General features: G+C 47.7%; 19 protein-coding genes and 2 rRNA genes (1 of these 21 running past the window's edge). 13 read left to right on the top strand and 8 right to left on the bottom strand.

What is annotated here, in order from left to right; all coding sequences use genetic code 11:
• The 3 genes from NX722_RS22835 to NX722_RS22845 all read left to right on the top strand — a co-directional run.
• Positions 1 to 2,644: ribosomal RNA gene (locus NX722_RS22835) — 23S ribosomal RNA — on the top strand; it begins 264 nt to the left of the window's first position.
• Between the two features lie 238 nt (positions 2,645 to 2,882).
• Positions 2,883 to 2,998: ribosomal RNA gene (gene rrf, locus NX722_RS22840) — 5S ribosomal RNA — on the top strand.
• 305 nt (positions 2,999 to 3,303) lie between these two features.
• Complete coding sequence (locus NX722_RS22845; RefSeq protein ID WP_262565169.1) at positions 3,304 to 4,284, top strand: alpha/beta hydrolase family protein; 981 nt, start codon at positions 3,304 to 3,306, stop codon at positions 4,282 to 4,284.
• Positions 4,285 to 4,315: 31 nt separating this feature from the next.
• Here NX722_RS22845 and NX722_RS22850 read toward each other — a convergent pair whose 3' ends face one another.
• The 3 genes from NX722_RS22850 to NX722_RS22860 form a co-directional block, all read right to left on the bottom strand.
• Complete coding sequence (locus NX722_RS22850; protein ID WP_262565170.1) at positions 4,316 to 4,660, bottom strand: hypothetical protein; 345 nt, start codon at positions 4,658 to 4,660, stop codon at positions 4,316 to 4,318.
• 176 nt (positions 4,661 to 4,836) lie between these two features.
• On the bottom strand, positions 4,837 to 5,418 hold the full coding sequence (locus NX722_RS22855; RefSeq protein WP_262565171.1) for a YceI family protein: 582 nt from the start codon (positions 5,416 to 5,418) through the stop codon (positions 4,837 to 4,839).
• Between the two features lie 39 nt (positions 5,419 to 5,457).
• Entirely contained in the window at positions 5,458 to 6,009 is a 552-nt protein-coding gene (locus NX722_RS22860; protein ID WP_262565172.1) for a cytochrome b, read from the bottom strand.
• A gap of 339 nt (positions 6,010 to 6,348) precedes the next feature.
• Between NX722_RS22860 and NX722_RS22865 the strand changes: the two genes are divergently transcribed.
• The 7 genes from NX722_RS22865 (at position 6,349) to NX722_RS22895 (ending at position 13,224) form a co-directional block, all read left to right on the top strand.
• Positions 6,349 to 7,173, top strand: a complete 825-nt coding sequence (locus NX722_RS22865) for an ABC transporter substrate-binding protein (protein ID WP_262565173.1) — start codon at positions 6,349 to 6,351, stop codon at positions 7,171 to 7,173.
• A gap of 244 nt (positions 7,174 to 7,417) precedes the next feature.
• Entirely contained in the window at positions 7,418 to 8,641 is a 1,224-nt protein-coding gene (locus NX722_RS22870; RefSeq protein WP_262564054.1) for an IS110 family RNA-guided transposase, read from the top strand.
• Between the two features lie 45 nt (positions 8,642 to 8,686).
• Positions 8,687 to 9,250, top strand: coding sequence for an extracellular solute-binding protein (locus NX722_RS22875; protein WP_262565174.1), 564 nt, complete (start codon positions 8,687 to 8,689; stop codon positions 9,248 to 9,250).
• Between the two features lie 82 nt (positions 9,251 to 9,332).
• Entirely contained in the window at positions 9,333 to 10,247 is a 915-nt protein-coding gene (locus NX722_RS22880) for a carbohydrate ABC transporter permease (protein ID WP_262565175.1), read from the top strand.
• On the top strand, positions 10,240 to 11,070 hold the full coding sequence (locus NX722_RS22885) for a carbohydrate ABC transporter permease (RefSeq protein WP_262565176.1): 831 nt from the start codon (positions 10,240 to 10,242) through the stop codon (positions 11,068 to 11,070). The genes NX722_RS22880 and NX722_RS22885 overlap by 8 nt, the downstream gene beginning before the upstream one ends.
• Positions 11,071 to 11,180: 110 nt before the next feature.
• Positions 11,181 to 12,308 carry an ABC transporter ATP-binding protein gene (locus NX722_RS22890; protein ID WP_262565177.1) on the top strand — a complete coding sequence of 376 codons (1,128 nt, stop codon included), beginning with the start codon at positions 11,181 to 11,183 and terminating at the stop codon, positions 12,306 to 12,308.
• 22 nt (positions 12,309 to 12,330) lie between these two features.
• Positions 12,331 to 13,224, top strand: a complete 894-nt coding sequence (locus NX722_RS22895; protein WP_262565178.1) for a DMT family transporter — start codon at positions 12,331 to 12,333, stop codon at positions 13,222 to 13,224.
• 230 nt (positions 13,225 to 13,454) lie between these two features.
• Here the strand turns inward: NX722_RS22895 and NX722_RS22900 are convergent, their stop codons facing one another.
• Positions 13,455 to 14,630, bottom strand: a complete 1,176-nt coding sequence (locus NX722_RS22900; protein ID WP_265442379.1) for a hypothetical protein — start codon at positions 14,628 to 14,630, stop codon at positions 13,455 to 13,457.
• 74 nt (positions 14,631 to 14,704) lie between these two features.
• Here NX722_RS22900 and NX722_RS22905 point away from each other — a divergent pair, with 74 nt between their 5' ends.
• Positions 14,705 to 15,412: an outer membrane protein gene (locus NX722_RS22905; protein ID WP_262565180.1), complete on the top strand. Its 708-nt coding sequence runs from the start codon at positions 14,705 to 14,707 to the stop codon at positions 15,410 to 15,412.
• A gap of 3 nt (positions 15,413 to 15,415) precedes the next feature.
• Here NX722_RS22905 and NX722_RS22910 read toward each other — a convergent pair whose 3' ends face one another.
• Together NX722_RS22910 and NX722_RS22915 are read right to left on the bottom strand one after the other, a co-directional pair.
• Entirely contained in the window at positions 15,416 to 17,194 is a 1,779-nt protein-coding gene (locus NX722_RS22910) for a DEAD/DEAH box helicase (RefSeq protein WP_262565181.1), read from the bottom strand.
• A gap of 37 nt (positions 17,195 to 17,231) precedes the next feature.
• On the bottom strand, positions 17,232 to 17,504 hold the full coding sequence (locus NX722_RS22915; RefSeq protein ID WP_262565182.1) for a ComEA family DNA-binding protein: 273 nt from the start codon (positions 17,502 to 17,504) through the stop codon (positions 17,232 to 17,234).
• Positions 17,505 to 17,655: 151 nt separating this feature from the next.
• Between NX722_RS22915 and NX722_RS22920 the strand changes: the two genes are divergently transcribed.
• Positions 17,656 to 19,056, top strand: a complete 1,401-nt coding sequence (locus NX722_RS22920; RefSeq protein WP_262563762.1) for an IS1380 family transposase — start codon at positions 17,656 to 17,658, stop codon at positions 19,054 to 19,056.
• Between the two features lie 376 nt (positions 19,057 to 19,432).
• Here the strand turns inward: NX722_RS22920 and NX722_RS22925 are convergent, their stop codons facing one another.
• A complete protein-coding gene (locus NX722_RS22925) occupies positions 19,433 to 21,400 on the bottom strand; it encodes an autotransporter family protein (RefSeq protein WP_262565183.1) in 1,968 nt (655 codons plus the stop codon).
• On the opposite strand from NX722_RS22925, the gene NX722_RS22930 reads away from it, so the two are divergent.
• On the top strand, positions 21,399 to 22,643 hold the full coding sequence (locus NX722_RS22930) for an ISL3 family transposase (RefSeq protein WP_262565184.1): 1,245 nt from the start codon (positions 21,399 to 21,401) through the stop codon (positions 22,641 to 22,643). The genes NX722_RS22925 and NX722_RS22930 overlap by 2 nt on opposite strands.
• Here NX722_RS22930 and NX722_RS22935 read toward each other — a convergent pair.
• A complete protein-coding gene (locus NX722_RS22935; protein WP_262565185.1) occupies positions 22,626 to 26,348 on the bottom strand; it encodes a beta strand repeat-containing protein in 3,723 nt (1,240 codons plus the stop codon). The two genes, NX722_RS22930 and NX722_RS22935, sit on opposite strands and share 18 nt — an antisense overlap.
• Between the last annotated feature and the right edge of the window lie 3 nt (positions 26,349 to 26,351).

A 26,351-nucleotide genomic window follows, 5' to 3' on the forward strand; every position in this document is an offset into this window, starting at 1 on the left:
AGCCCTTAAGCAATCCTGGAGTTAGCGGAACACACTGGAAAGTGTGGCCATAGTGGGTGATAGCCCCGTATGCGAAAACTCCTTTATTGTGAAATCGAGTAGGACGGCACACGTGAAATGCTGTCTGAACATGGGGGGACCATCCTCCAAGGCTAAATACTCCTGACTGACCGATAGTGAACCAGTACCGTGAGGGAAAGGCGAAAAGAACCCCGTTGAGGGGAGTGAAACAGAACCTGAAACCGTGTACGTACAAGCAGTGGGAGCATGCTCAGGCATGTGACTGCGTACCTTTTGTATAATGGGTCAGCGACTTACATTTTGTGGCAAGGTTAACCGAATAGGGTAGCCGTAGGGAAACCGAGTCTTAATAGGGCGAACAGTCGCAAGGTGTAGACCCGAAACCGGGCGATCTATCCATGAGCAGGTTGAAGACCAGGTAACACTGGTTGGAGGACCGAACCCACTGTCGTTGAAAAGCCAGGGGATGACTTGTGGATAGGAGTGAAAGGCTAATCAAGCCCGGAGATAGCTGGTTCTCCTCGAAAGCTATTTAGGTAGCGCCTCTTGTCTCACCATCGGGGGTAGAGCACTGTTTGGGCTAGGGGGTCATCCCGACTTACCAACCCCATGCAAACTCCGAATACCGATGAGTGCAATCAAGGGAGACACACGGCGGGTGCTAACGTCCGTCGTGGAAAGGGAAACAACCCAGACCGTCAGCTAAGGTCCCAAAGTAATAGTTAAGTGGGAAACGATGTGAGAAGGCCCAGACAGCCAGGAGGTTGGCTTAGAAGCAGCCACCCTTTAAAGAAAGCGTAATAGCTCACTGGTCGAGTCGGCTCGCGCGGAAGATGTAACGGGGCTCAAACTATTCACCGAAGCTACGGGTTCGATGCTCTTTTTATAAAGAGTTGTCGAGCGGTAGAGGAGCGTTGTGTAAGCGGTTGAAGGTGTGCCGGGAGGCATGCTGGACGTATCACAAGTGCGAATGCTGACATGAGTAACGATAAAGGGAGTGAGATCCTCCCTCGCCGGAAGACCAAGGGTTCCTGCGCAACGCTAATCGGCGCAGGGTGAGTCGGCCCCTAAGGTGAGGTCGAAAGACGTAATCGATGGGAAACAGGTTAATATTCCTGTACCCCCCTTGACTGCGATGGAGTGACGGAGAAGGCTAGGCCGGCAGGGCGATGGTTGTCCCTGTTTAAGGTCGTAGGCTGTGGGCCCAGGCAAATCCGGGTCCACTTATGCCGAGAACTGATGACGAACCGGCTACGGCCGGGAAGTGGTTGATGCCATGCTTCCAGGAAAAACTTCTAAGCGTCAGGTCAAGGGGGACCGTACCCCAAACCGACACAGGTGGTCAGGTAGAGAATACCAAGGCGCTTGAGAGAACTTGGGTGAAGGAACTAGGCAAAATGGCACCGTAACTTCGGGAGAAGGTGCGCCGGTTCTGGTGATGAGATTTACTCTCTAAGCTGGGACTGGTCGAAGATACCAGGTGGCTGCGACTGTTTATTAAAAACACAGCACTGTGCTAACACGTAAGTGGACGTATACGGTGTGACGCCTGCCCGGTGCCGGAAGGTTAATTGATGCTGTTATTCTTCGGAAGAAGCGGTTGATCGAAGCCCCGGTAAACGGCGGCCGTAACTATAACGGTCCTAAGGTAGCGAAATTCCTTGTCGGGTAAGTTCCGACCTGCACGAATGGCGTAACGATGGCCACGCTGTCTCCACCCAAGACTCAGTGAAATTGAAATCGCTGTTAAGATGCAGTGTATCCGCGGCTAGACGGAAAGACCCCGTGAACCTTTACTACAGCTTCACAGTGGATCTTGATGTTGCTTGTGTAGGATAGGTGGGAGGCTTTGAAGTGTGGACGCCAGTCTGCATGGAGCCAACCTTGAAATACCACCCTGGCAATATTGAGGTTCTAACCCAGGTCCCTTACCGGGACCGGGGACATTGTGTGGTGGGTAGTTTGACTGGGGCGGTCTCCTCCCAAAGAGTAACGGAGGAGCACGAAGGTTGGCTAAGCACGGTCGGACATCGTGCGGTTAGTGTAAAGGCACAAGCCAGCTTGACTGCGAGACGTACAGGTCGAGCAGGTACGAAAGTAGGTCTTAGTGATCCGGTGGTTCTGAATGGAAGGGCCATCGCTCAACGGATAAAAGGTACTCCGGGGATAACAGGCTGATACCGCCCAAGAGTTCACATCGACGGCGGTGTTTGGCACCTCGATGTCGGCTCATCACATCCTGGGGCTGAAGCCGGTCCCAAGGGTATGGCTGTTCGCCATTTAAAGTGGTACGCGAGCTGGGTTTAGAACGTCGTGAGACAGTTCGGTCCCTATCTGCCGTGGACGTTGGAAGTTTGAGGAGAGCTGCTCCTAGTACGAGAGGACCGGAGTGGACGAACCACTGGTGTTCGGGTTGTGTCGCCAGACGCATTGCCCGGTAGCTAAGTTCGGACGGGATAACCGCTGAAAGCATCTAAGCGGGAAGCCCCCTTCAAGATGAGACTTCCCTTGGCCCTTGAGGCCACATAAGAGACGTTGAAGACTACGACGTTGATAGGCGGGGTGTGTAAGCGTTGTGAGGCGTTGAGCTAACCCGTACTAATGACTCGAGAGGCTTGACCATATAACGCCAAAGCGATTTGAATGTTGACTGTGTTACCCGCTAGAGGATAACGAAGCCCGTTACCCGTAGCCCGTAACCCGTTAGCAGCCATGCACAGCATGAGAGTGCGAGCAAGAGAACTCGAAAAGCTTATTAAGAAACAGGATTCCAGAGTATGCAGCAGCCCAAACGGGTCACGGGATACGGGCCACGGGATACGACCCAAAACGCCACCCCAGCTGTGACTCAAAAGAATTTGCCTGGTGACCATAGAGTGTTGGAACCACCCGATCCCATCCCGAACTCGGAAGTGAAACGACACATCGCCGATGGTAGTGTGGGGCTTCCCCATGTGAGAGTAGGTCATCGCCAGGCACCCAATTTACCTTGAGCGACCTCCATGAATGGAGGAAGCACTTCGAAACGTCAGGAACGTTTCAAGTGTTCGCTCAAGGCTGTGAAAACCCCAATCGAGAAATCGGTTGGGGTTTTTGCTATGTACGAAAAACAAACGATTTGAATTTAAGAACCATAATCTCGTCTCATTCATTTTCAATTCAGAATGCTGATTGTTTTCTTTATATCGAATTATTTATAAGCAGCAAGAACTATTTAGTTATGAAGTTCTCTAAATGTTAATGGACCACTAACGATGTAAAGAAAAACTAAGGAGAAGTCTAATGAAAGTAATGTTTCGGTCACTGCTATTATTTCTGACGATTGCTTGCTTCGGGCTGACGGCTTATTCAGAGCAGTCTGTTCATACAATCGACACTGTCAGCTACGAGGTTCGTCAATCTTACCCGGATTGGGAAAATGCAGCTGATCGCTTGCCCTATGCAATGATGAGCTATTTTGCTGAAGTCATAAAAATCAAGGGAAGAAAGCCTAATAAGCAGAAAGCGATTGATCAGCGCTTCGCTTATCTGGCCTCTAATGGGTACATTCTTGCGGAAAAAAAAGACTTTCCCAGAGACTGGTACAAGCATTTTCAGGGTGGTGACCTGAATAGGATTTATATAGATGAGACAGGTTTCAGAGCCAGAGTCTTTATTAATGAAACCAAAAAGACCGTTCTGCTTGCCATTGCAGGTACTGACTTTTCTGATAAAGACAGCATTTTGTCAGCAGCTTACCTGGCTTATGGAAGGCAATCTGGTGCAATGATGAACGCCATGGATCTGGTTCTTGATCTGAGACAAATGTATTTCGAAAAGGACTATCGTATAGAAATTACCGGCGCATCCCAGGGAGGGGCTATTGCCCAGCTGGTAGCTTATGCAACGGCTGCTTCAGCTTTTGTATTTAACAGCCAAATGCCCGGTCAGGCACTTCTGGATATTGTTATGCCTGATGCCAAGGTAGATATTAAGCATGCCTACATTGGAGGAGATATGCTGAACGACAGCATCCATCCGGCAGGTTTTATTTTCCAGAACTCATCTACGGTAGAAACGCTTGAAATAATGCTTGATGACACTATGGAAGATGAAGTCAATGACCTTTACTACAGGCAGCATGGTGTACTTGGTTACTACTTAGCAACGACTCCGTGGGTCAGGCACTGGACCGGAACGGTTCTGTTTGTTTCTGAAAAGCTTGCCGGTAAAGACTTTGCTGATCTTTATGCAAAAGAAACAGGTAAAAAGAGTGCCAAATAAGAACTCTTTTAAAAAATCTGATCAGCGGCTATTAAGAAGCCGCTGCAGCACTCAGCCCATTACTGGTTGAGTTCATAAATACAAAATAAAGACGTACCACAACAAAGATAAGCCCTATTACCATGCCCAGTAGCAGGTTGGAAAGGCTCATAATAAAGGCGCCAGCCAGTGCAGCAAAAGGAATCCATGGCAGCATCAGGTACATCAGGCGCAGATACGCGCGGGCTTTGTTGCAGGATTTTGCACCAAATAGTCCCAGTACGGTAACCGGAAGAATAGTCAAAGGCAGGACAACGCTGATCAGGGTCAGGAGAACCAGCCAATCCGGAGAACCGATCAAAAACTGTTCGAAAGACGCCAGCATAACAATCTCCACTTTTCTGTCCTGCCATGATGACCGGATTGCTTCATTATTGCTGTAAGATATTGCCGCCGTCGCATCAAGGCTTTATGAGCAGAGGTGGGTATATTTACTGGGCTTCTATCAGGTTTGTTGACAAGGTGATTAGTCACAACCTGCAGGCTGTATGTAATACCAATCGCAGTTATTAGTTATTGTCTGATTCCTTCTACTTCCAGCGTAATATGAATATCAGCGGATGCTGGTCCGAGGTTCATGTCGAAATCAGCCATAGACAACTGGGTGGTTCCGGAAAAACCAGCTCTGTAACCTCCCCATGGGTCTCTGCCTTCGCCGACTTTAACCGCTTCAATAACGATTTTTTTGGTGACGCCCTTCAGGGTGAAGTCACCATAAATTCTGGCATTTTGTCCGTCGTCGCTTTCAATCCGGGTACTGACAAAAGAGGCTTCAGGGAACTGACTGGTGTTGAGAAATTTTTTACCGCGCAGGTGTTTATCCCGTTCAGCATGACTACTGTTCACTGAGTTGGTATTAATGTTTACCTTAATGCTTGATGCTTCCGGCTTTGCCGGGTCAAATTTGAATGAACCGCTAAAGTCTGTGAAATTCCCGTGAACCCAGCTATAGCCAAGATGACTGACCTTGAAGTTAATAAAGGCATGGGCTCCTTTGGTATCGATCAGGTAGGTATTGGCACTGGCTGGTGCACTCAATCCAAGAATCGACACGGCAAAAGCAGCGATGGCAAAGAATTTTTCTAAACGGGTCATAATGTTAACTCTTATTGTTATTAGGTAGCGGTCAGGCTTTCAATGCGTTTTTATCATTCTTATCAGTGTTCGGTCCCGGTTAATCACATGATGTTTAATCGCTGCCAGCCCATGCAGGGAGGCCAGAACAACCAGTGACCAGGCCAGATAAAAGTGGATCTCACCAGCTATATCTTCCTGCCCGCGAATTCCTGTTATTAAAGCGGGTACTTCAAACCAGCCAAAAAACGACAAAGGTCTTCCATCTGCCGTACTGATCAGATAACCGCTGATCATAATGCCAAACAGAAGAAGGTACATCAGATGGTGAGTTGAAACAGCCAGTCTGACGGTTGTTTTACTAAGCTCCGGGAGATGCGCAGTTTTAGGGTTAATGGCTTTCCATAGAAGCCTGAAAAGGGTAGCTGCAAACAGGGTTAAGCCAATACTTTTATGCCACCATGGAAGTGACTGATACAAAGAGTCGTAATAAGACAGGGACATCATATACAGGCCAACACCAAACAGTCCGAAAACAGTAAAGGCACTGATCCAGTGGATAAGTATGCTGATCAGGCCGTAACCCGCTGTTGTATTTTTCCAGACGCTCATGTCCGTTCCCCACTGCTCTGGTCAAAAAAAGATTACTGTAAAATAAATGTATTAAATATCATAAAAATTAGATGGCATTGTTCTAATAAATCGAAGGGTTGGATGAAAAATTAGCCAGCTTGTTTAATGACCTATGGTAACTAATTAAGAATGATCATAAATCATTCAGTCAGTGGCTGATTATTAAGCGACGATTGGTATTCTATTTTTACTTTTGTGCCAAATTTTACCTTTATGTTTACCTTTGTCTTTGCCTCTTGCCTCAGATCAAACTAAGCAGATTAAAATTATTTATAATCCATTCATCCAAAGATAAGCAAAAATAAAAGAGATGTATTGATGAAAAAGCTCAATTTGTTGGTGGGGACTGCAATAGCCGTGTTGTTATCGGCTTGCAGTGGCTCTGAAGAAACTGCGACAGCGGTGATTACTGGTGATCCAATCACCAGAGATATTAAAGCAGAGCTGAAAGTCTGGTCCTGGGATGTGGCAGCAAAAGCTTTAAAAGATACGATTCCCAGCTTCAATGAAAAATATCCCAACGTAAAAGTGGTCGTGGAAGAGCTGGGCACATCGGATACTTATCAGAAGTTGATGATAGGCCTGAACTCCAATACCGGCCTGCCTGATGTGATGACCATTGAAACCGATGGTTTCGTAAAATACCCTCCTAATTTTCCTGGTGGTTTCTACGACCTGAGCAAGGTCGCAGGGAACATGAAACAGGATTTCGACCCCAGCAAATGGCCAACTGGTGAGTACGAAGGAAAGCTTTATGCGCTTCCCTGGGACTCTGCGCCTGCCGGTATTTTCTACCGTCGTGATTTCTTCCAGAAAGCAGACGTCAATGTTAATGACTTAACTACCTGGGGCGACTTCATTGACGCAGGTAAAAAGGTTCAGGCTGCTAACCCTGGCGTAAAGATGATTCCTATAAATTATGCCAAGGGGACTTATATTCATGGCATGTTGACCGGGCAGCTGGGCGGAGGCAGCTTTAACGAGAAAGGTGAAATAACGTTAGCAGACAACAAGAATATCAAGGCGATGGAGCTTCAGAAACGGCTGCATGACGAAGACCTGACCTACAACGCGGATTCCTGGAACACCCTGGTTATCGCCACTAAACGTTCATGGCCGGTAACTGGCCACCCCGAAGCATGAAAATATTGAAGCCTTCATCCAGACTTGGAGTGGGCGGCAAGGCCTGATCATGGTCGACAAATTTTTCAGAGGCTTTTGACCCTGAACCTAAACTGACCTGGACGGATCGCTCGTACCCCTAATCGTTTCCCGCCTTACGACGTTGAACGGATAGTAAAAAGACCTCTGCTGATCCTCGGCTTATGGCCCACGATCAATCCATCAGACCTTGCCATCTTCCATGATCCATAGGGAGATTAGTCTGATGCAGTCAATTTTGAAATGTTGTGCTGGCCTCGATGTTCACAAGATGATGGTCATGGCGACTGTTCAGACCGAAGATGAAAACGGCGAAATCAAAGAGATCACTCAGTCGTTCAAGACGTATCGACGTGAACGCAGGAAGCTTCGCGACTTCCTGGTGAAACATCAGGTTGAGCTCGTAGTCATGGAAAGTACTGGCGTTTACTGGAAATGCGTTCACGAAACTCTGATTAAAGCAGGCCTCAAGGTCTGGGTTGTCAATGCCCGTCACGTCAAGAATGTGCCCGGTCGCAAGACTGATGTCCAGGACAGTCAGTGGCTGGCAACACTGGGTCGGTGTGGTTTGCTTCGCCCCAGCTTTGTACCGCCCCCTGATATCGAGCAGCTGAGGTTGCTGTTTCGCCGTCGTCAGAAACTGGTGGGGCAGCTTGCCGGTGAAAAGACCCGTCTGCATAAAGTTCTGGACGATGCCGGCATCCGTCTCGGTGGTGTAGTGAGTGACATACATGGCAAGTCCGCACAGGAAATGATTCAGGGACTGATTGACGGCCTGCCTCCGCAAGAGCTGGTGAAGTTTGCCCGTGGCAAGCTGAAGAGCAAAACCAAAGAGTTATTCGACAGCATGGAAGGCTCGCTGTCTTCAGCACATCTGACAGTGCTTAAGAGCATCCGGAAACATATTCAGTATCTGGATGATGAGGTTGCCGAATTGGATGCGGGAATACGCAATATTGTACAAACTCAGTACCGGGAACCCTGGCAGCTATTGCAAACCCTTCCGGGAGTCGATGAGATCGCAGCAGCAGGGTTGATTGCTGAGATCGGTGATGACATGAGTGCCTTTGGCAGCCGGGAGTCTCTGGCATCCTGGGCAGGCCTATGTCCGGGCAACAATGAAAGTGCCGGTAAGCGTAAGAGTGGTAAAACTCGTAAGGGCAACCAGTCCTTACGACGGCTGATGTGTGAGATCAGTCAGGCAGCTGTAAAGACCAAAAGCCAGTTCAAAGGCAAACATCAAAGCCTGACCATTCGCCGTGGATATAAGCGCAGCATCATTGCCATCGGACATAAAATGTTGCGGGTGATCTACTGCATCCTCACCAGGCTTACGCCCTACAAGGATCCAGAGATTGATTACGAAGCACTGACGGTTCACAGGAATGCACCGCGCTGGTTACAGATGCTCCAGAAATATAATTATCTGCCAGCTTTAACTAAAGAATAAAAGCTCATCAGAGGCTGCGAGTAAGAACCTTGCCTGTCGGTGAGGATGGAGTGCTTTGCGAGTTCGGAGCACTATTTTCATAGTAAAAACAACGAAGTGGCAACCGTACCTTATGGTGGCTGGTGGGGAGGAACCCTGAAAGATCAGATGCCTGAACACAGTGGCAAATGGGGCTTCTTTTCTTTCCCGGCTTTTGAGGAGGGAGGCAACCGGGCCACTTACATCGGTGGTGCGTCACTGACTATACCCTCCCAGTCTGAGAATGGGGAGCTGGCCTGGGAATTTATCAGGAACGCCATTGCTACCAAAGACAATCAGGTCATGATGTATAAAAAATACGACCTGTTTCCTTCCTATCTGCCTGCTTTTGATGACCCCTATTTTGAAAAAGGCGATCCTTACTTTGGGGGGCAGAAGATGGCTCGTGTACTGGCGGATATGGTTCCGCACATCAATGTTTCTTTCAATACGGAAGATGGCGGTGAAGCCGGTGACTATCTCCTGAATGCACAGTCCGATATTTTGCTTGAAGATGCTCCTGTCAGAGCGAGTCTCGAAAAAGCTGCCCGGTCTTTGCAGACTGCAACGGGGCGTGCTATCGCAAATTAAATGGGAAGCCGGTTGGCGGATGATGTGACGTCTTTAACCACATTATCCGCCTGGCTCGATAGACACACCGGAAGGATATATTATGGAAGCCTGTCTTTCACAAGAGAAAGAGACCAGGGTCAGTCTTCTTTCAAAACTGAAGCTGACCAATAAAACAGCACCTTATTATTTTATTGCTCCCGCTGTTTTTCTATTTTCACTGTTTACGATTTACCCTTTTCTACGAACCATTACCCTTAGTTTTTTCAGCTACGAACGTGGTCAATATATATTTACCGGGCTGGCTAATTACTCACGCCTGTTTGGTGATGAGGTGTTTTATCAGGCTCTGTCTAACACCTTTATCTATTTGCTGATTCAGGTGCCTTTGATGTCCATGCTGTCACTGGTTCTGGCAGTGGCCATGAACTCGCGATTTATTAAATGGAAATCCCAGTTCCGGGTTGGTTACTTTCTGCCATCTGTCACAGAGATGGTCGCCTATTCCATTATTTTCTCGCTCTTTTTAAACGATAAAGGTCTTCTTAATTACCTCCTTTCCATTTTAGGGATCGACAGTGTGTCCTGGCTGGTTGATCCTTTCTGGGCGAAGTTCTCCATTATGCTGGCACTGACATGGCGCTGGACCGGTTACAACATGGTGATCATGCTGGCAGGTCTGCAGGGAATTCCGGCTGACCTCTATGAAGCGGCGGAAATTGATGGTGCCAGCAAATTGAAACAGTTTTTCTATATCACCATTCCGCAGATGAAGCCTCTGATTCTGTTTTCCATGCTGATGTCTACTATCGGTACGATTAACCTGTTCAGTGAACCTTTTATTCTGACCAAAGGTGGCCCGGGTAACTCAACCATGTCTCTTGGCCTTTATCTCTATAACCAGGGCTTTATGAATCTGAATTTTGGCTATGCGTCGGCGATCTCGGTGGTTCTGCTGATATTGACCGCAGTGATGTCGTATATACAGGTAAAGGTAGGAGGCAAAGATAATGGTTGAATCCAGCACAGGCCTCAAAAAGGTATTCACTTATACCACGATAATACTGGGGCTGATTGTCTCACTGTTTCCCTTTTACTGGATGTTTATCGGTGCGACAAACAGCTCGGCGGATATTTTCGCCTTTCCGCCCCGTCTGCTGCCCGGTGATCATTTCTGGCAAAACCTGACCGCGCTAAACGAACAGATTGACCTTGGACGTGTTATTTTTAACTCGTTCTATGTGTCCCTGAGCTATACCTTTTTTGTTCTGGCGCTCAGTACTATTACCGGTTATGCCTTTGCAAAATTTCAGTTCAAGGGACAGGACTATATCTTCGGTGCCATCCTCCTGACCATGATGTTGCCTGCCCAGGCCACCATGATTCCCCTGTTTGATACCATGAAGGCCTTTGGCTGGCTGAACTCTTACAAAGCGGTCATTATCCCCGGTATTGCCAATGCCTTTGGTATTTTTCTGATGCGTCAGAATATGAAAAAAATCCCCGACTCATTGATTGAGGCAGCACGGATTGATGGCTGTGGCGAATTCGCTATTTTTTACAAAATCGTGTTGCCGACCATGAAGCCTGCCATTGCCGCGCTGGGTATTTATATGTTTATGGCCCAGTGGGGGAATTTTATGTGGCAGTTGATTGTGTTGAATGATGCTTCCATGAAGACCTTGCCGGTGGCTCTGTCCTCGCTGGTTGGGTTGTCCAGGGTGGATTATGGTCAGGTGTTTATGGGAGCCAGTCTCTCGACACTGCCCGTGATCGCTATTTTCCTGTTACTTCAGAAGCAGTTTATTTCCGGCATTCTTGGTGGTGCTGTTAAAGAATAAAGCCGCATTAAGGATTACGGCAATAAAAAACTTATCAGCTTGCCCTATTCCCCTAGTAGGAATAGCGATGGCTTGCAAATATTCATAAAAAATTGAGCAGTAGTTGAACAATGGCTGAAGTCGTACTGAAGAAGGTAGAAAAGGTTTACCCCAATGGTTTTAAAGCCGTACACGGGGTTGATCTGGATATCAGGGATGGTGAGTTTATGGTATTTGTCGGCCCGTCTGGCTGTGCCAAAACAACGACCCTGCGAATGGTGGCCGGGCTGGAAGAGATTTCCAGTGGCGAGGTCTGGATCGGAGACCGTATGGTCAATAGCACTCCTCCCAAAGACCGGGGCATTGCCATGGTATTCCAGAACTATGCGCTTTACCCACACATGACCGTTTATAACAACATGGCCTTTGGTTTGAAAATGGCCAAAATCCCTGCTGATGAGATTGATCGACGGGTACAGGACGCAGCGCAAAAGCTCGATATTACCGACCTTCTGGATCGAAAACCCAAAGAAATGTCGGGTGGTCAGCGTCAGCGGGTAGCGGTGGGGCGTGCAATTGTTCGTAAGCCTGATGTTTTTTTGTTTGATGAACCCCTTTCTAACCTGGATGCGAAACTTCGTGTATCCATGCGGGTACGGATTACCCAGTTGCATAAGGAACTGAAAAAAGCCGGTCAGAATGCCACCATGATCTACGTCACCCACGATCAGGTAGAAGCCATGACGATGGGCGACAGAATTTGTGTAATGGATTACGGCAAAATTATGCAGGTTGATACACCGCTTAATTTGTACCACGCACCGGCTAATAAATTTGTTGCAGGATTTATTGGTTCTCCGGCTATGAATCTTGCTGAAGCTGAAATCATCAGCAAGGATGATCAGGTCTTTGTGAGCCTGAACGGTGAAGAGTTGTTACTTCCCGAAGATAAAGCGACAAAGGCTGAACATTATGTCGGTCAGAAAGTCTGGTTTGGTATTCGTCCGGAAAACATTGCTATCAATGAAGCGGCTGGCAGCGGTCTGACAGGCAAGGTTTCTGTTGTAGAGCAGATGGGGAATGAAGTTTATATCTATTTCTTCCTTGGAGAGCAGCAGTTTATTGCCCGTCTCTCCGGGGAGAGTAATAGCCGGGATTTCAAAGCTTTGGATTATGGCACTCCAACCCGCTTTTTCGCTGACATGAATAAGTGCCATATTTTTGATTATGAAACCGAACAGAATATTTTTCTTCAATAAACAGCCATGAGCGAATAAAAAAATGAATCAACGTACCTTCCTGGCTGATGGCCTGCTGCTTTTGGTCGCTTTTATCTGGGGGTCTGCGTTTGTTGCTCAGCGTCTGGGCATGAACCATATTGAACCCTGGGCATTTAATGGCATACGTTTTTTGATTGGTAGCTTTGCCCTGATACCTTTTTTACTGTTTCAACGTCGGCGGGGGTCTGTGTTTACACGCTTAACCTGGCTGGGCGGTATTGCCCTTGGCTTGGTGATGATGCTCGCTTCCGGTTTTCAACAGATTGGCCTGATCTATACCACCGCAGGCAAGGCCGCTTTTATTACCTGCCTGTACATTGTGCTGGTACCGATTTTGGGATTATTGGTCGGTAACAAAACAGGTCGGGACACCTGGCTGGGGATTGTTATTGCTCTGCCCGGACTGGGATTTTTGACCCTTGGTGATGATCTGGTTCTGAACTATGGCGATATGCTGGAAATGATTGGGGCTTTATTCTGGGCTGCCCACCTGCTGCTGATTGCCAGGCTGGCTCCCCGGAATAATGTTATAGCCCTGGCATTTGTTCAGTTTCTGTCCTGTTCTCTGTTCTCTTTTGGTGTCGCCAGTGTTACTGAAAACTGGGCCTGGAGTCAGGCTGAAGCGGCTCTGATGCCATTGCTTTATGTGGGAATTGTGTCCACCGGGGTTGGCTATACCTTGCAGATTATTGGTCAGAAGACTGCGCCTGTGGCTCATGCTTCCATTATTCTCAGTCTGGAAACTGTATTTGCTGTCATCGTTGGCTATCTATTCCTGAATGAGACGTTGTCAGGTATTGCCATGCTCGGTTGTGTGCTGATGCTGGCGGGGATGGTTGTCTCTCAGTTTGGTTTACACGGCATTCGGCGTTTTTTTCAGCAAAAGGCGGGATAACTATCATTCAGCCGAATCTGTTGTCCGATAAGCCCCAGATAACACGTGCCAAAGGTAAGCCAGTAAGCCAGCTCTGTGTTCAGAGCCTTTAGCTTTTTAGCAGCAAGTATAATGAGGTGTTTGCATTCAGGGGCGACATTAACGCTGGACATGACGTTCACAATCAATCACAGAGGGAGTAAGCAGGAAAGATACTCCGGTAAAGTTTGTTATCCCACTCCCCTAAGCGGCTAATGGGGCAGGGGCGAGCTGACATTACCGGGCGATACTTTGAGTACAATATAGGCAGCCTGCCAGGGGTGTCTGGAGAACTGTCTGTCTGGAAATAGGACTTCACTTTTCTTTCTTCCCAAAACTTTATCGTCATCTGCAATAAGAATAACACGTCCCTGAGCGTCTATTGCCATAGCTTCTGCTTTGTGGGCGAAGTGATAAGGGGCGGAAGAGTTGTGCCTGACAAGTCGTGGCTTCAGGAGCTTATTGTTGGAATTATTGGGCAAAACCCAGAGGTAAGTTCCAACATCTTCATCGCCAGAACCCTTTTCATAACTCGTTGTCATGTAAAGCAACCGCCTTTTAAAGTCATATTCAATACTGGAGAGTCCAACAGAGCCTGCAAGGTTGTAGGATGCGTTGAGGGGAAAGTCATACTGCAGAGAAAACTGGGTACCTATGACCAGCTGCCCCGAGTCTATTCGGTAGTCAGTGGTAAGAATAATGTTTTTGAATCGGGTCTGGAGGTAGTGGGCTCCAATTTCTCGAACACCAAATGCCAGGCGGTTCCCCGGAAGTATGGATAATCCTTCAATCTTGAAAAAGTTGGTATCGGAGTATTTCGTTCGAAGGGCATTTAGCATTCCGTTTCTTAGATAATAAGAAAATTCTTCTGCATTAATGTTTTTTGCAGGAAGTGTGCTTCCATTGATCAGCAAGTCGGGTCGGGTAGCTTGCGAAACCTTTCCGTTCTGCCAGTACACTATGTTATTGATGGTTGCCCAGTCAGAGTATCCCGTTTCAGCAGAGTGTGTAAAAGCCCCTGAGGCAATAAAGATAAGGTTATCTTCTGTTCGGGTCATCGCCTCGATTTTCTCAATACCTGTGAACGCATTACTTTCAGAGTGGTATCTCTGGGTTGCTGGTAAAGGGGTACCATTTTCCCACTGAATAGACATCAGTTTGGAACTTTTTACGGTTTTCCACCAGTCGGAAGCAAAGTAAACCGTTTTCTGGTTGCCTGAGTAAACCGCTGCAGAAACATCACAGTAAATGGTTTTGCCACTGGTGCTTTTACGGAGTTGTTGTGGACACTCAAGGTAGCCTGAGCTTAATGGCTTCATTTTATAAAGAGATGAAGCCTGGACAAGACAGGCCGAGAACAGAAGTAAAAATGAAGCTGTTTTTACCATCACTGAAATCTTTTGATGTTATGCCGATGTAGTGTTTAGCGATCAAATAAGAAAATTCTAAAGTCTGAATTTATGTGTCCAAACCCGTTATTGACTCCGGCGTGGTGAAAAAAGTGAATAAAAAACGATCCAAGGCAACCCAGGGTTTTATTCAGGCAGCAGGCTTTATCTCTTTATGGGCACTGAGTGTGAACAGCTTCGCTATGGAGTATGAATTCTCTCTTGGAGTGCAGGCTGGCTATAGTTCATCAAGAAGCCATTTTGAGGACAAAAATGCTTTTGCCTCGGAGGTTTCAGAGTATCCTATCAATGGCCCGGTACTCGGGTTATATGCCAGTGCCGGACTATTGATCAATTCCTGGATTCTTGGGATGGAAATTGACTATACCGGTCGACAGCAAAGCACCAGAGCTTCAGTCAATAACGTTCTGGATGATATCAGTGAAGCTAAAAAGTTATCATTTGTGGATCGTCAGGACGTGTCTCTGTTGCTGGGTTATCAATATTCTGAACAGGTAAGGTTTTATCTGCGCGGAGGCCGAAGTTCTGCGACTTATGAGTTTTCATCATTCAGCACTGATAACGGTTCCAGTAAATTTGATATAGATATGAAAGCCCCCCATATGGGCTTTGGCATCCGTGTAAACCTGAATGACCGGTTCGCACTGAGAACAGACTATCGCTTTACTACCTTTTCAGACAAAAAAAGGGAAGCCATAAAAAGCACGGAGTATGAGTTTGAAATCCACACCTTTCTGTTAGGTCTCGAATACCTGTTTTGACAGTTATTCTGTTGAGTAAGCTTTTCTGTAGTTACCCTGATAATCAAACAGTTTGTCGATTATTTTCCAGTAATGCTTCTCTTTAAGGGCTACGACAAAGTCGGGCTTCCTGAATTTCTTACGGTTGTTGATAACCTGATCTACAGAATTGGCCCGGAAGGGTTCTGCCCGATTAATCAGGGCATGCTTGCCGAAGTTATGATAGAACGCTCCCTGCTGTGCCGGTGTGTCCAGCTGGAAATGTTCTTTTACATCCGCACCGTCTTCGTCGTAGTAAGTAATGGTGATACGGGCTTTGCCCTGTCGGTTTTCACCGGCTTCCATGGTCATTCCTGAGCAGCGAATGACCATACAGTTTTTCAGATTCAGTGCTTCTTTTAACTTCTGGTCCGGGTCAACCATTGGTTTCTGGCATTCATGGCACTTCCGGGCAGCAATATCATTTTCAGCCCCACACTGATCACATTCCTTAAAGCGATAACGAAAGTCACACTGTTCCCGCTCGCCTTCTATTTCCTTATAACCCTGACAACGCCGCCCGTAGTGTTCAATCAGATCGCCATCGTTATCCACAATGCCCCAGAAGCTGTTTTCATGGCCGCAGGCGGGGCAGGGAACGGTCACTGGAACGCTTTTGGAATCAGGTTTGGGGCTGCCAATTTCAGGACTGAAGAGGTTGTAGCGATTGCCGGCAAAGTCAATGACAAGACAATCATTTTTATCCGGTGCCAGTCGTAAGCCTCTACCGACTATCTGCTGGTACAGGCTAACCGATTCAGTGGGGCGCAAAATAGCAATCAGATCGACATGAGGGGCGTCAAAGCCAGTGGTCAGAACAGAAACGTTAACCAGGTACTTGAGCGTTTGCTGTTTAAAGGCCGCAATGATGGCATCGCGCTCTTTTCCGGGTGTCTCACCAATTACCAGAGCAGCTTCTTCGTCTGGCAGGTATCCCAGAATTTCTTTGGCATGATCAACGGTTGAAGCAAAAATCATCACACCTTTTCGGCTCTCCGCTTCTTTTATAACCTGTCTGATAATCTGTTGGGTCGCCCGCCCTTTGCCTTTCAGAAGCGAGTTCAGTTCCTGTTCGCTGTATCGACCAAAAGGATCACGGGACAGCTGACTGAAGTCGTAAAATACTACGGGGGCATCCACCATAGTGGCTGGTGTCAAAAACTGGCTTCTGATCATGTAAGACAGTGGCAGCTCAAAAATACAGTCTTTAAAAAAACGTTTGTCGGTGGTGCGAATGGTGCCTTTCCTGTCTTTGTCCTGACTGTGCTGATACTGATACAGCCATCCTATGCCCAGACGATAAGGCGTTGCCGTTAATCCGAGAATTTTCAATCTGGGATTTAGGCCACGCAGATGGTCAATGACCTTGTGATAGCTGGAATTTTTTTCCAGTGAAACCCGGTGGCATTCATCAATCACCAGCAGTGTAAAACCGTCGTCGTTAAACTGGTCGAGGTTGCGAACCACTGACTGCACACTGCCAAATACCACCTGTTCATCAGCGTCCTTGCGCCCAAGACCGGCACTGAAAACGGATGCTTTCAGGTCATAACTTTCGTATTTGGCATGGTTCTGCTCGACCAGCTCTTTTACATGAGCCAGCACCAGAACCCGGCCTCTGGCGATGCGCCCCAGTTCACTGATAACAAGACTTTTCCCGGCACCCGTGGGCAGCACAATCAATGCGGGATCATCGGTGGAGCGGAAATGTTGAATAACGCTTTTAACGGCGTCTTTTTGATAAGGGCGAAGTTGATAAACCATGAGGGGGATTATATGAATCCCCCTCATAAAGGTCTAATTACTGGAAACGGATGCGGTTGCGGTTGTACCGGGCCAGGCGTTTGCTGACACCTTTTACTTTGGTGAGATCATCAAGGTTGTTGAAAGTACCGTATTGCTGTCTGTACTCGACAATTTTTCTGGCGGTTTGTTGTCCGACAAACACCAGCGTTTTATCAATAGTCTCAGCTGAGGCGGTGTTGATATTCAGTCTGGATGGGTCCGCCTGAACGTTTAAGGCCAGGACAGTGGTAGCTACCAGAAGGATTGATGGGCATTTAAAGAACTTCATGTGCTAACTCCTTGTGCACTCGTTAAATAGGAAATCCTTAATTAACGGTTTAGCCCGGATATTTCATAAAAAGAGGCAAGTTCCGCCCAATCACTTGATATAATTGGGTCGACCAAAAAAATGCTTCGGAAGAAGCAAACCGGAACTTGCCATGAACAAATTTACACAAGAACAGCTTCGTTTTCACCCCTCCAACGGAAAAACTATCCGGGCAGACTTCAATGGCGGAGAATTATCCTCTGATTTTGGCGCCCTGATGCTACGTGAAACAATGCTTCACAGCGGTATCATATCCAGGCTGACTGACGGCATTGACGATAAACGTCATCAATCCTACATCGACCACACCCTGCAAGAACTCATTGCCCAAAGAGTTCTGCAAATGGCCTGTGGTTATGAAGATGCAAACGACAGCAACCATCTGCGTAAAGACCCAATCTTTAAGCTTGCCAATGGAAGAAACCCACTGGACGATGATAACCATCTGGCTTCCGCTCCAACGTATACAAGGCTTGGTCAGTCCATGACCAAACGGGATATTTATAATATGACCAAAGCACTGGCTGATCACTTCATCAGCAGTTATGAATACCCGCCATTAGCCATCATTATCGACCTGGATCATACGCCTGCTATCACCCATGGCGGCCAGCAGATGAACCTGTTCAACGCCAAATATCAAGACTACTGTTACTTGCCCTTAATGATCTTTGAGGGGCTCAGCGGCAAGCTGATCACTTCGATCCTGCGTCCTGGAAAAACACCCACAGGCCGAGAGAATGCAGCTATTCTCCAGCGCCTCATTAAGCTGATCCGTACAAGATGGCCGAAAACCCATTTACTGGTTCGTGGGGATAGCCACTTTGCCCAACCAGAGTTAATGCAGGTTGTTCAGGATGACCCTCACTCCGACTACGTGCTGGGAAAAGGCGCAGGACACAAGACGGCCTTGCGACCTAAAGCCAAAGAGTTGCTGGATGAAGCGCGGAAAGCTCTCGACGTTAAAACCGGGCTGGCAAAACTGAACAACATGCCAGAGCCTGAGCGACTCAGGCTCTACGGAGAAACGGACTATCAGGCAAAAAGCTGGAAAGGGCTGGACACCCGGATAATCTATAAGGCAGAGGTCAACCAGAAAGGCGACAATCCCCGCTTTATTGTGACTTCGATGATGGAGGCTTCCCCCGAGGAAATATATGAAGACCTTTATTGTCCCAGAGGGCAGGATGAGAACTTCATTAAGCATCTGAAAAGTGATTTGTCCGGTGATCGCTTGTCAGATCAAGGCTTTCTGGCAAATCACCTGAGAATGTTTTACGCCTGCGCTGCTTATGTTCTTCACTATGAGCTGAGAACCAAGGCACTGAAAGGTACGGAGCTGGAAAAGGCACAGCCATCAACCGTGATCACAAAACTTTGTAAGGTCGCGGTTAAAGTGGTTGAGTATAAAGACCGAATCAAACTTCACTTGCCCCGCAGCTGTCCAATAAAAGGGCTTTTGCAGCATATAACCGAAGTCTTTTATTCAATGCCGCTGCCTCGACCGGGATAGTCAGCTTCATAAACTCAATCAGAATAAAATAGCGACCAACAGAAAGAGTGTTGGGGAATTCTGTTGTCCTGAAAAAGCAGGTGCTGATCAAAAAACATCCGAATTAATGGTGAGTTCGGGTTGTAATACCTTTTTCATGGACAGTAGAGCAACAGACCTCCGAAAAAATCAGAATGGGATGTTTTTTCCGGAACTTGTTGCTCATTTATGAAATATTCGGGTTAGACAAGAAATCGGGCAGGAGCAAAAAAACTATTGAGTGTGACAGGTGTCAAAAAAGCATCAGTCAGGAGTCAGCGTATCGATTTCTGCGATGAATGGTGAAAAGCGGCCAGTCTCCTGAAAAAAGGCCGCTTTTCACGTTGGGCGAGGGTGCTTAAAAGTCGTAGCGCACTTTCACGATCCAGGTGTCAGCTTTAAATCCTGACTGCCAGTTGTGGTCGTAGTTTGCGCTCAGGGTGACATTATTATCCATCCAGTACTCAGCACCGATACCAGCCTGATAGCGATTCCGCACGCCCTTAGAGCCAAAGTAGGTAAATGAATTATTGCTGGTCTCGAATTTAACGTCAGCCTCAACCGATTCAGCATTCAGGTCGTGCCAGGCCATCAGGTTGATTTCAGGAAGCAGGGTATTGTTACCCAGTTCAAAACTGGTCTTATACCTCAGACCCACTCCCAGCTCTATAGCCTCCAGGTTCTGTTTTCCAACTGAAACCTGCTCGCCATTGCTCTGGTATCGGTAACCATCGGTACTGATTCGGGCGTAATTAAAGCCGACCTGAGGCTCTACCAATGTATCGTTATCATTCATCAGGAAACTTCTGCCTGCCAGAACGCTCAACCCTATTTGATCGGAATCATAGTCTGTTTCCCAGCCAGGCCCGGTCAGGTCGGTTTTACTTTTGCCGTAGCTGATAGTGGTATCTGCAAAGTAGGTGAGGTTTTTCCAACCAGCGTAAGCGGAGACCAGATAACTGTCTGTCTCACTGTTTGTATAACTCTTTACAGAACTCTGGCTGCTACCTTTTTCGTTAGCCCGGCTGGTGGCGTGGGTAACGCCTGCGCCGAGAGTGAGGTTATCAGTGATATCTTTATCCAGTCCCAGGGTAAAGCCTGTACTTCTGAGCGAGTAACCATTGTAACGGTTGCCCGAGGAACGGATTTCATCCTGCTGACCTTCTGAGTGAATAGCTCTTAGCCAGAGGGAGTCAGGCCTGATGCTTCTACTCTCTTCTGCGTCACCGGCCGAGATACCGGACGCGCCGGTACGAAGCTCGGCAATTCGGGACAATATAGTGCTTAAGGCTTCACTCTGGGCGTTCTGGCTGGCGGCTATGCCACTGTCAGGGCTGGCAATCAGCGTTTCAGCCAGTAAGGCCAGAGAAGCCGTAGTGCCATCGTAAATAGCGTTAAATAAATCCGGGTTTGATGCCTGTAACGCCACAAGCCCTGAGGAATCAGTTCCCTGAAGACTGGACAGGGCGTTGGCCGCATTATTGTCAGCGCCCCCTTCACTGGCCAGCTCACCAAGGTTATTGATGCTGGCGATCAGTCCCAGCTGTTCTTTGGTTCCACCTTCAGGAGCGGTTCTTTTGAATTTTTCATAGCTGAAAATAATGGAGTCTTTCTGGATAGAGAGACCATTGTCGGTAATACCAGTGCCTGCGTGTACCAGGTGTATTTCCTGAGAACCATTACCGGGATTGAAGTTATTCAGGTCCCTGTTTTCAACGCTTATCCGAAGCACACTGTCAGCATTTACATCGGCGCTGTTGCTGGCATCAACCAGTGGGTTTGTGAAGTCACCATTGTTCCGGTTAAGCACCAGAGCCATATCGCCGTTCTGGGAATAGTTGCCCTCCAGCTTGACCTGATTACCAGTGGTCATGGACAGCGTGCCGCTGTCTGTAACAGTCAGTCGTGTATTGTTGCCAGTACTCAGAACATGACTGTTAAGGTTGACGAGCCCGGTGATATTGACGGCTTCAACATCGTACACATAGCTGCTGAACTGACCTGCAGCCAGCTCAAACTGATCAGACTCCAGAGAGCTGCCGTAAATATCACCGTTAATGCTGCCCGTGTTATTGCCACTTTGCCCGCTGAAAAGATTCAACGCTGATGTAGCCTTTCGGTAATCAATAGCAACATTACGACGGGTATCCAGAGCCCTCATGCCTTCTGAGAGGTCAGCGCTATTTTCCGGAACCACATACTGACCACCCGTTATAACGCCATAGTTGGTAATTTTTGGTTCCTCGCTGTTTGCTATGGATTTAGTACGGTTATCTGACTGATAATTACCCGCCAAATAAAGTACACAGGTTTCGCAATTGTTCATGGATGGTAACCAGATTTTCATGCTTGGTCTTGGTTTGCAGGCACCCTGGAAAATAGTTGATCAACACCTCGATACATCCCAGAAGCCCAACCAACTCAGACTCAGAGTCAGCGCTGATCGTGGCAGCCTGTTTCCCTGCCCCAAATGCGGTAAGGCTTGCCCGACGCATGACTTTAAGGAACTAACCTGGCAGCATCTGAACTTTTTTCAGCATCATTGCTATATCACCGCTAAAGTACCTCGGACAACCTGTGAAGAACACGGCACTCTTCGTGTAAATGTTCCCTGGGCCAGAGAGAACAGTAAGTTTACCCTTCTTTTTGAACAGGCGTTGCTGTCTCTGGTCAGGGAGATGCCGGTCAAAGCCTGTGCCAAACATATTGGAGTCAATGACAAGCGTATATGGCGGGTGATCAAGCATTACGTCAGTCAGGCATTACTGCAAATGGATCTGTCATCTCTGAAGGCTATAGGGCTGGACGAAACGGCCTCAAAACGAGGTCATAACTATGTTACCGTTTTCATTGATATGGACAGGCACGACAAGCCCGTAATCTTTGCCACCACAGGTAAGGGCAAAGGTACTATTAAGGAGTTCAGGGCGTTTCTGGAGAAGCATGGAGGCCAGGCAGATAATGTGCTTGAGGTGGTTTGCGATATGTCAAAAGCGTTCTTGGCCGCCGTGAAAGAAGAGCTGCCGCAAGCCAACGTCACTGTTGACTGGTTCCACGTTGTTCAGCTGTTTACCCGGGCTGTTGGCGATGTCCGCAAAGAGGAGCGAAAACTGGGGCAGCATCCGAAAAGTTTGCGCTGGGCAGTGCTAAAGAAGGCAGATGGGCCACTTACTGAAAAACAGGTGGAAGCACTTGCCGAACTGGAAAGCAGTGACTTGAAAACTGGTATAGCATGGCGAATCAAGGAAAAGCTCCGCTGGATCCGGAAGGCCAAAACAGCGCAGGCGGCTCGCTGGAGGTTAACGCATTTCATCAAATATGCAAAATCTGAACTGGGAGAGTGTGAAATTCTGGTTCCGGTACGTAAGGCATTATCAACGGTAGAGAGTCACGCTGATAAGATAATACAACGATGGTCTTCAACCTATACCAATGCTCGCATGGAAGGGCTGAACAGCTTGTTTCAGGCAGCCAGAAGCAGAGCAAGGGGCTATCGAAATACAGGAACTTTTCTGATGATGATCTATATGATTGCCAGCCCTGTAGCGGATTTACTGAAATCCATATGAAACGGCGAAGAGCCTAATTTTTCCGACATTACCGTTACCCACAGTTATAACCGCTCCGGCAGAAGCCACCATTGAGCCGGAATTTATCACGCCAGCTATGGATGACTCGTCACCGTCGTATACATTGCCACTGGTATCAAGACCGATGCTCAGAGTCTCGTTCACTGAGCTGAGGCTGCCACTGTTGATCAATGAACCTGTCACTACCCCGGCATCAATATCAATGGCGTTTTCGCTGGCGTTGATGGTTCCATGATTCTCAAGGGATCCGCCCAGGGTCGATGACAGCAGACGAATGGCATCATCACCGGAGTTAATAGTGCCGTCGGCGGAATTAACGACACTGCCACTGTGTTCAGAGGATGCGGCAAGGGTGCTATCGACCAGTCGTATACCGTCATCGCCTGAGGTGATGGAGCCACTGTTTGCTAAGTCGCCGGTAAAATTCGAATTGAAAAGTTCAAAGGCGTACAGCGAACCATTAACGGTATTGTTGTTTGAAATAACCGCTGCACCGCTGGACTCTTTGACAGAGAAGGTAGTGGCTCCGCTCAGGGTTCCTGTGTTGGTGAAGTTTATACCGCCAGTAGCCGCTGTAATATCAATAGTGTGGTTGCCGTCTCCCTCGCCACTCGAACTCATGGTTCCTTCATTGAGTATCACCAGATTACCGCTGATATTGCCAATATCCAGAGCGTTGTTACTCTCTCCATCGCCATTGGCGTTAATGGTTCCAGAGTTCACAATTTCCAGATTGCCACCAATGCCGCCGATGTCCAGAGCGTCATTACCATCGCCGTTTGTGTTCGCATTGATCTGGCTGGAGTTAACGATGGCTACATTTCCGCTAATGCCATAAAGGTCCAGAGCATCGTTTCCGCCGTTACCCTCTGTGCTGACGGATTCAATCGTGCCGCTATTAGATACCTGTAAATCGCCGTCCACATTGCCAATATCCAGACTATCAACTCCACCATTTGTACCTCGTGCAGTCATCGTGCCGGAGTTGGTAATGGTGACGTTCCCTTCGATGTTTCCAAAATCCAGAGTATCAGAGCTGCCCGAATCATTTTCGGCTTTCAGGCTGTTGGTATTGACCAGGCTTATATTGCCAGCGGTGTCGTATATCTCAATGGTGTCTGAGGTTGCGGAAATGGTTCCGGAATTGCCAAGGGTAATATTGCCAGTGACATCCTGAAGGTCCAGACCGTCATCTCCGGCAGTAATGACACCGGCATTATTAATCGATGTGTCGCCACTGGCGATCTCTACTTCAATACCATCATCAACGGAAGTGATTGTGCCGGTTTCTGTGTTACGAATTTCGCCTCCGGTGCCTTTGTAGACTTTAATCCCGTTCCCGTAAGAAGACTCCTCATTGGTTGTTCCGGCAGTAATGGCTCCGCTGTTAACGATCAGGCTGACAGAAGAATTATCAATCAGGATGCCGTCATCACCCGCATCAATGTTGCCGCTATTCACAAAGCCTGAACCCACTTCTGTCTGGTTCAGGGTGATTCCCTGCTGACCTGACTGAATATTACCCGAGTTGTCAAAAACACCCCCGATGACAGCGTTGTCGATGTATATACCTTCATCGTTGGCGTTGATGTTACCGGAGTTAAAAACACTTTCCTTGATGACTAACTGACGCTCTACTTCCAGACTGCCGTCGTTGTTGTACAGGTTACTGATAAGGCTGATGCCGCGCTGCTTTACAGGAAGGTCACCTTCCTCCCGGATCACCACTGAATTCGCTGTCAGATCCCCCTGATTAATGAAGCTTCCATTGATATCACTGGCTTTTATAATGATCGCGCTTGAACTGCCCGCTGTGATATCGCCGCTGTTCTGGAAGTTGCCGCCAATGGTGGTTTCTTCAATATCAATACCACTACTGCCGGAGTTTATGTTGCCGGAGTTTTCAAAATTGCCACCGATTTCTATGGGTAACACCGTACCTTCGGGGAAATCTGATTCAATATCGTCATCACTACTGTTTTTTCTCAGACGTATACCTTCTTCGGCAGAAGTAATGGCTGCGGCATTGATAAAGTCACCACCAATCGTAATGCTTTCAAGATCAAAACCTTTTTTAGTGACGTTTATCTCGCCGGAGTTGATCAGGCTGCCACCGACTTTGACATGATCCATATCAAAACCATCACCACCGTCTGAAGCGTCATTGACCTCATCTTCCTCAACGGTAACGCTGGTGAGGGAAGCACTGTTATTCAGGTCACCACCAATCGAGGTATAAACAAAACCTTCCTCTTCATCTCCATCGAAGAAACCACCATCAATTTCGATGGCGTTGTCGCCAGCTTCTATGGAGCCAGACAGTAGAACGCTCCCTTTTACGGTGCTGTCGTTTATATCGATGCCGTCGTGACGGATGGCTTTGATGTTTCCGCTGCTGACCAGATCTTGTTCTACAACACCTCCGCCCTTGAGGTACATACCATCAGACCGGGCGGTAATGTCTCCCTCGTTGATAAAGCTCCCCTTTACTGTACCGCCATTAATTAGCATCCCTTCATTCTGGGCGTTAATGGTTCCTTCATTTTTGACATCACCCTCAACAAGAGCGTCATTGAGGTGAATGCCATCCGACTGCACGTAGGAGAGAAAAGAAGTCTTTATTTCGCCACTGTTAATGATTGACCCCTGCACTCTTGCCTTATCGACGTATATGCCGTGATTTTTGGAGCTGATCAGGGCGTTCTTTGCGTTAACAACAGAGCCAAGTACAAGTGTACTGTCTTCAGTATTATTTCCCTCAACATAGATACCGCTATTATCTGCTGAAATGTTGCCTTCATTCTGAATACTGCTGACGGTGGAATGTCCGTTTACCGTGATACCGTTAACCGGAAATGTATCTGCGAAAAACGGATGATCAGACTCTGCTAGTCCGGCATGAACAGAAATATCAGACCGGTTAATCACATTGCCGGCGGTACTGCCATTGGAGACCGCAATTCCTGACAGAGACTGAGGAAACACCTGATATCCCTCGTTAGCCTCATCTTCCAGGTTGGGCAGGTAAACACCTTCTATGGGGTAGGGCTCAGGCGGTGACTGGTCAACTTCCTGCTGTGGTATATAGATATCTATAACACCGGAATTGACAATATCCCCCTGAATGGTTGTCTGATGATCGACACGAATAGCCCCCAGGTTAGCGCCCTGGAATTCTGCGCCTTCTTCAAGAGCCGCTTCGGGGATATAGTCAGCGTACTCACTGACATGATTTGACTTAAAGGAAATTTCACCCTGGTTCTCAATGCCGCCTTCAATGGTCACCTGGTCAACGATTTCAATACTACTGTTGATAACACCATTGGCACCATTGGTCAGATCGCCAGTAACCACAGCCCCTTTGACAATTCCTGTTCCGGAGTTGTTGGCAGCTTCGTGATTGATTGAACCATCAACCGTACCTCCGTCGACGATTAGCCGGGACAGGCCATTACGATTAACAACATTGCCTTCGACAGTGCCTTCAATAGTCACAGTATCTACGGCTTCGTCTGGCTCTATACCACCATTACAGGTTGTACCGGCTGGCACTCCAATGTTATTTGATGCGTCCGGATTTGGGCAGCTGGCCGCTAATGAAACAGACGATACACTGTATAATGAAGCAAGAATGGCTGAACTTAGAATAGATCGACGAAAGATATCTCTGTGTTTGCTTTCCATAGC

Source organism: Endozoicomonas gorgoniicola (assembly GCF_025562715.2).
Taxonomy (GTDB): Bacteria; Pseudomonadota; Gammaproteobacteria; order Pseudomonadales; family Endozoicomonadaceae; genus Endozoicomonas_A; species Endozoicomonas_A gorgoniicola.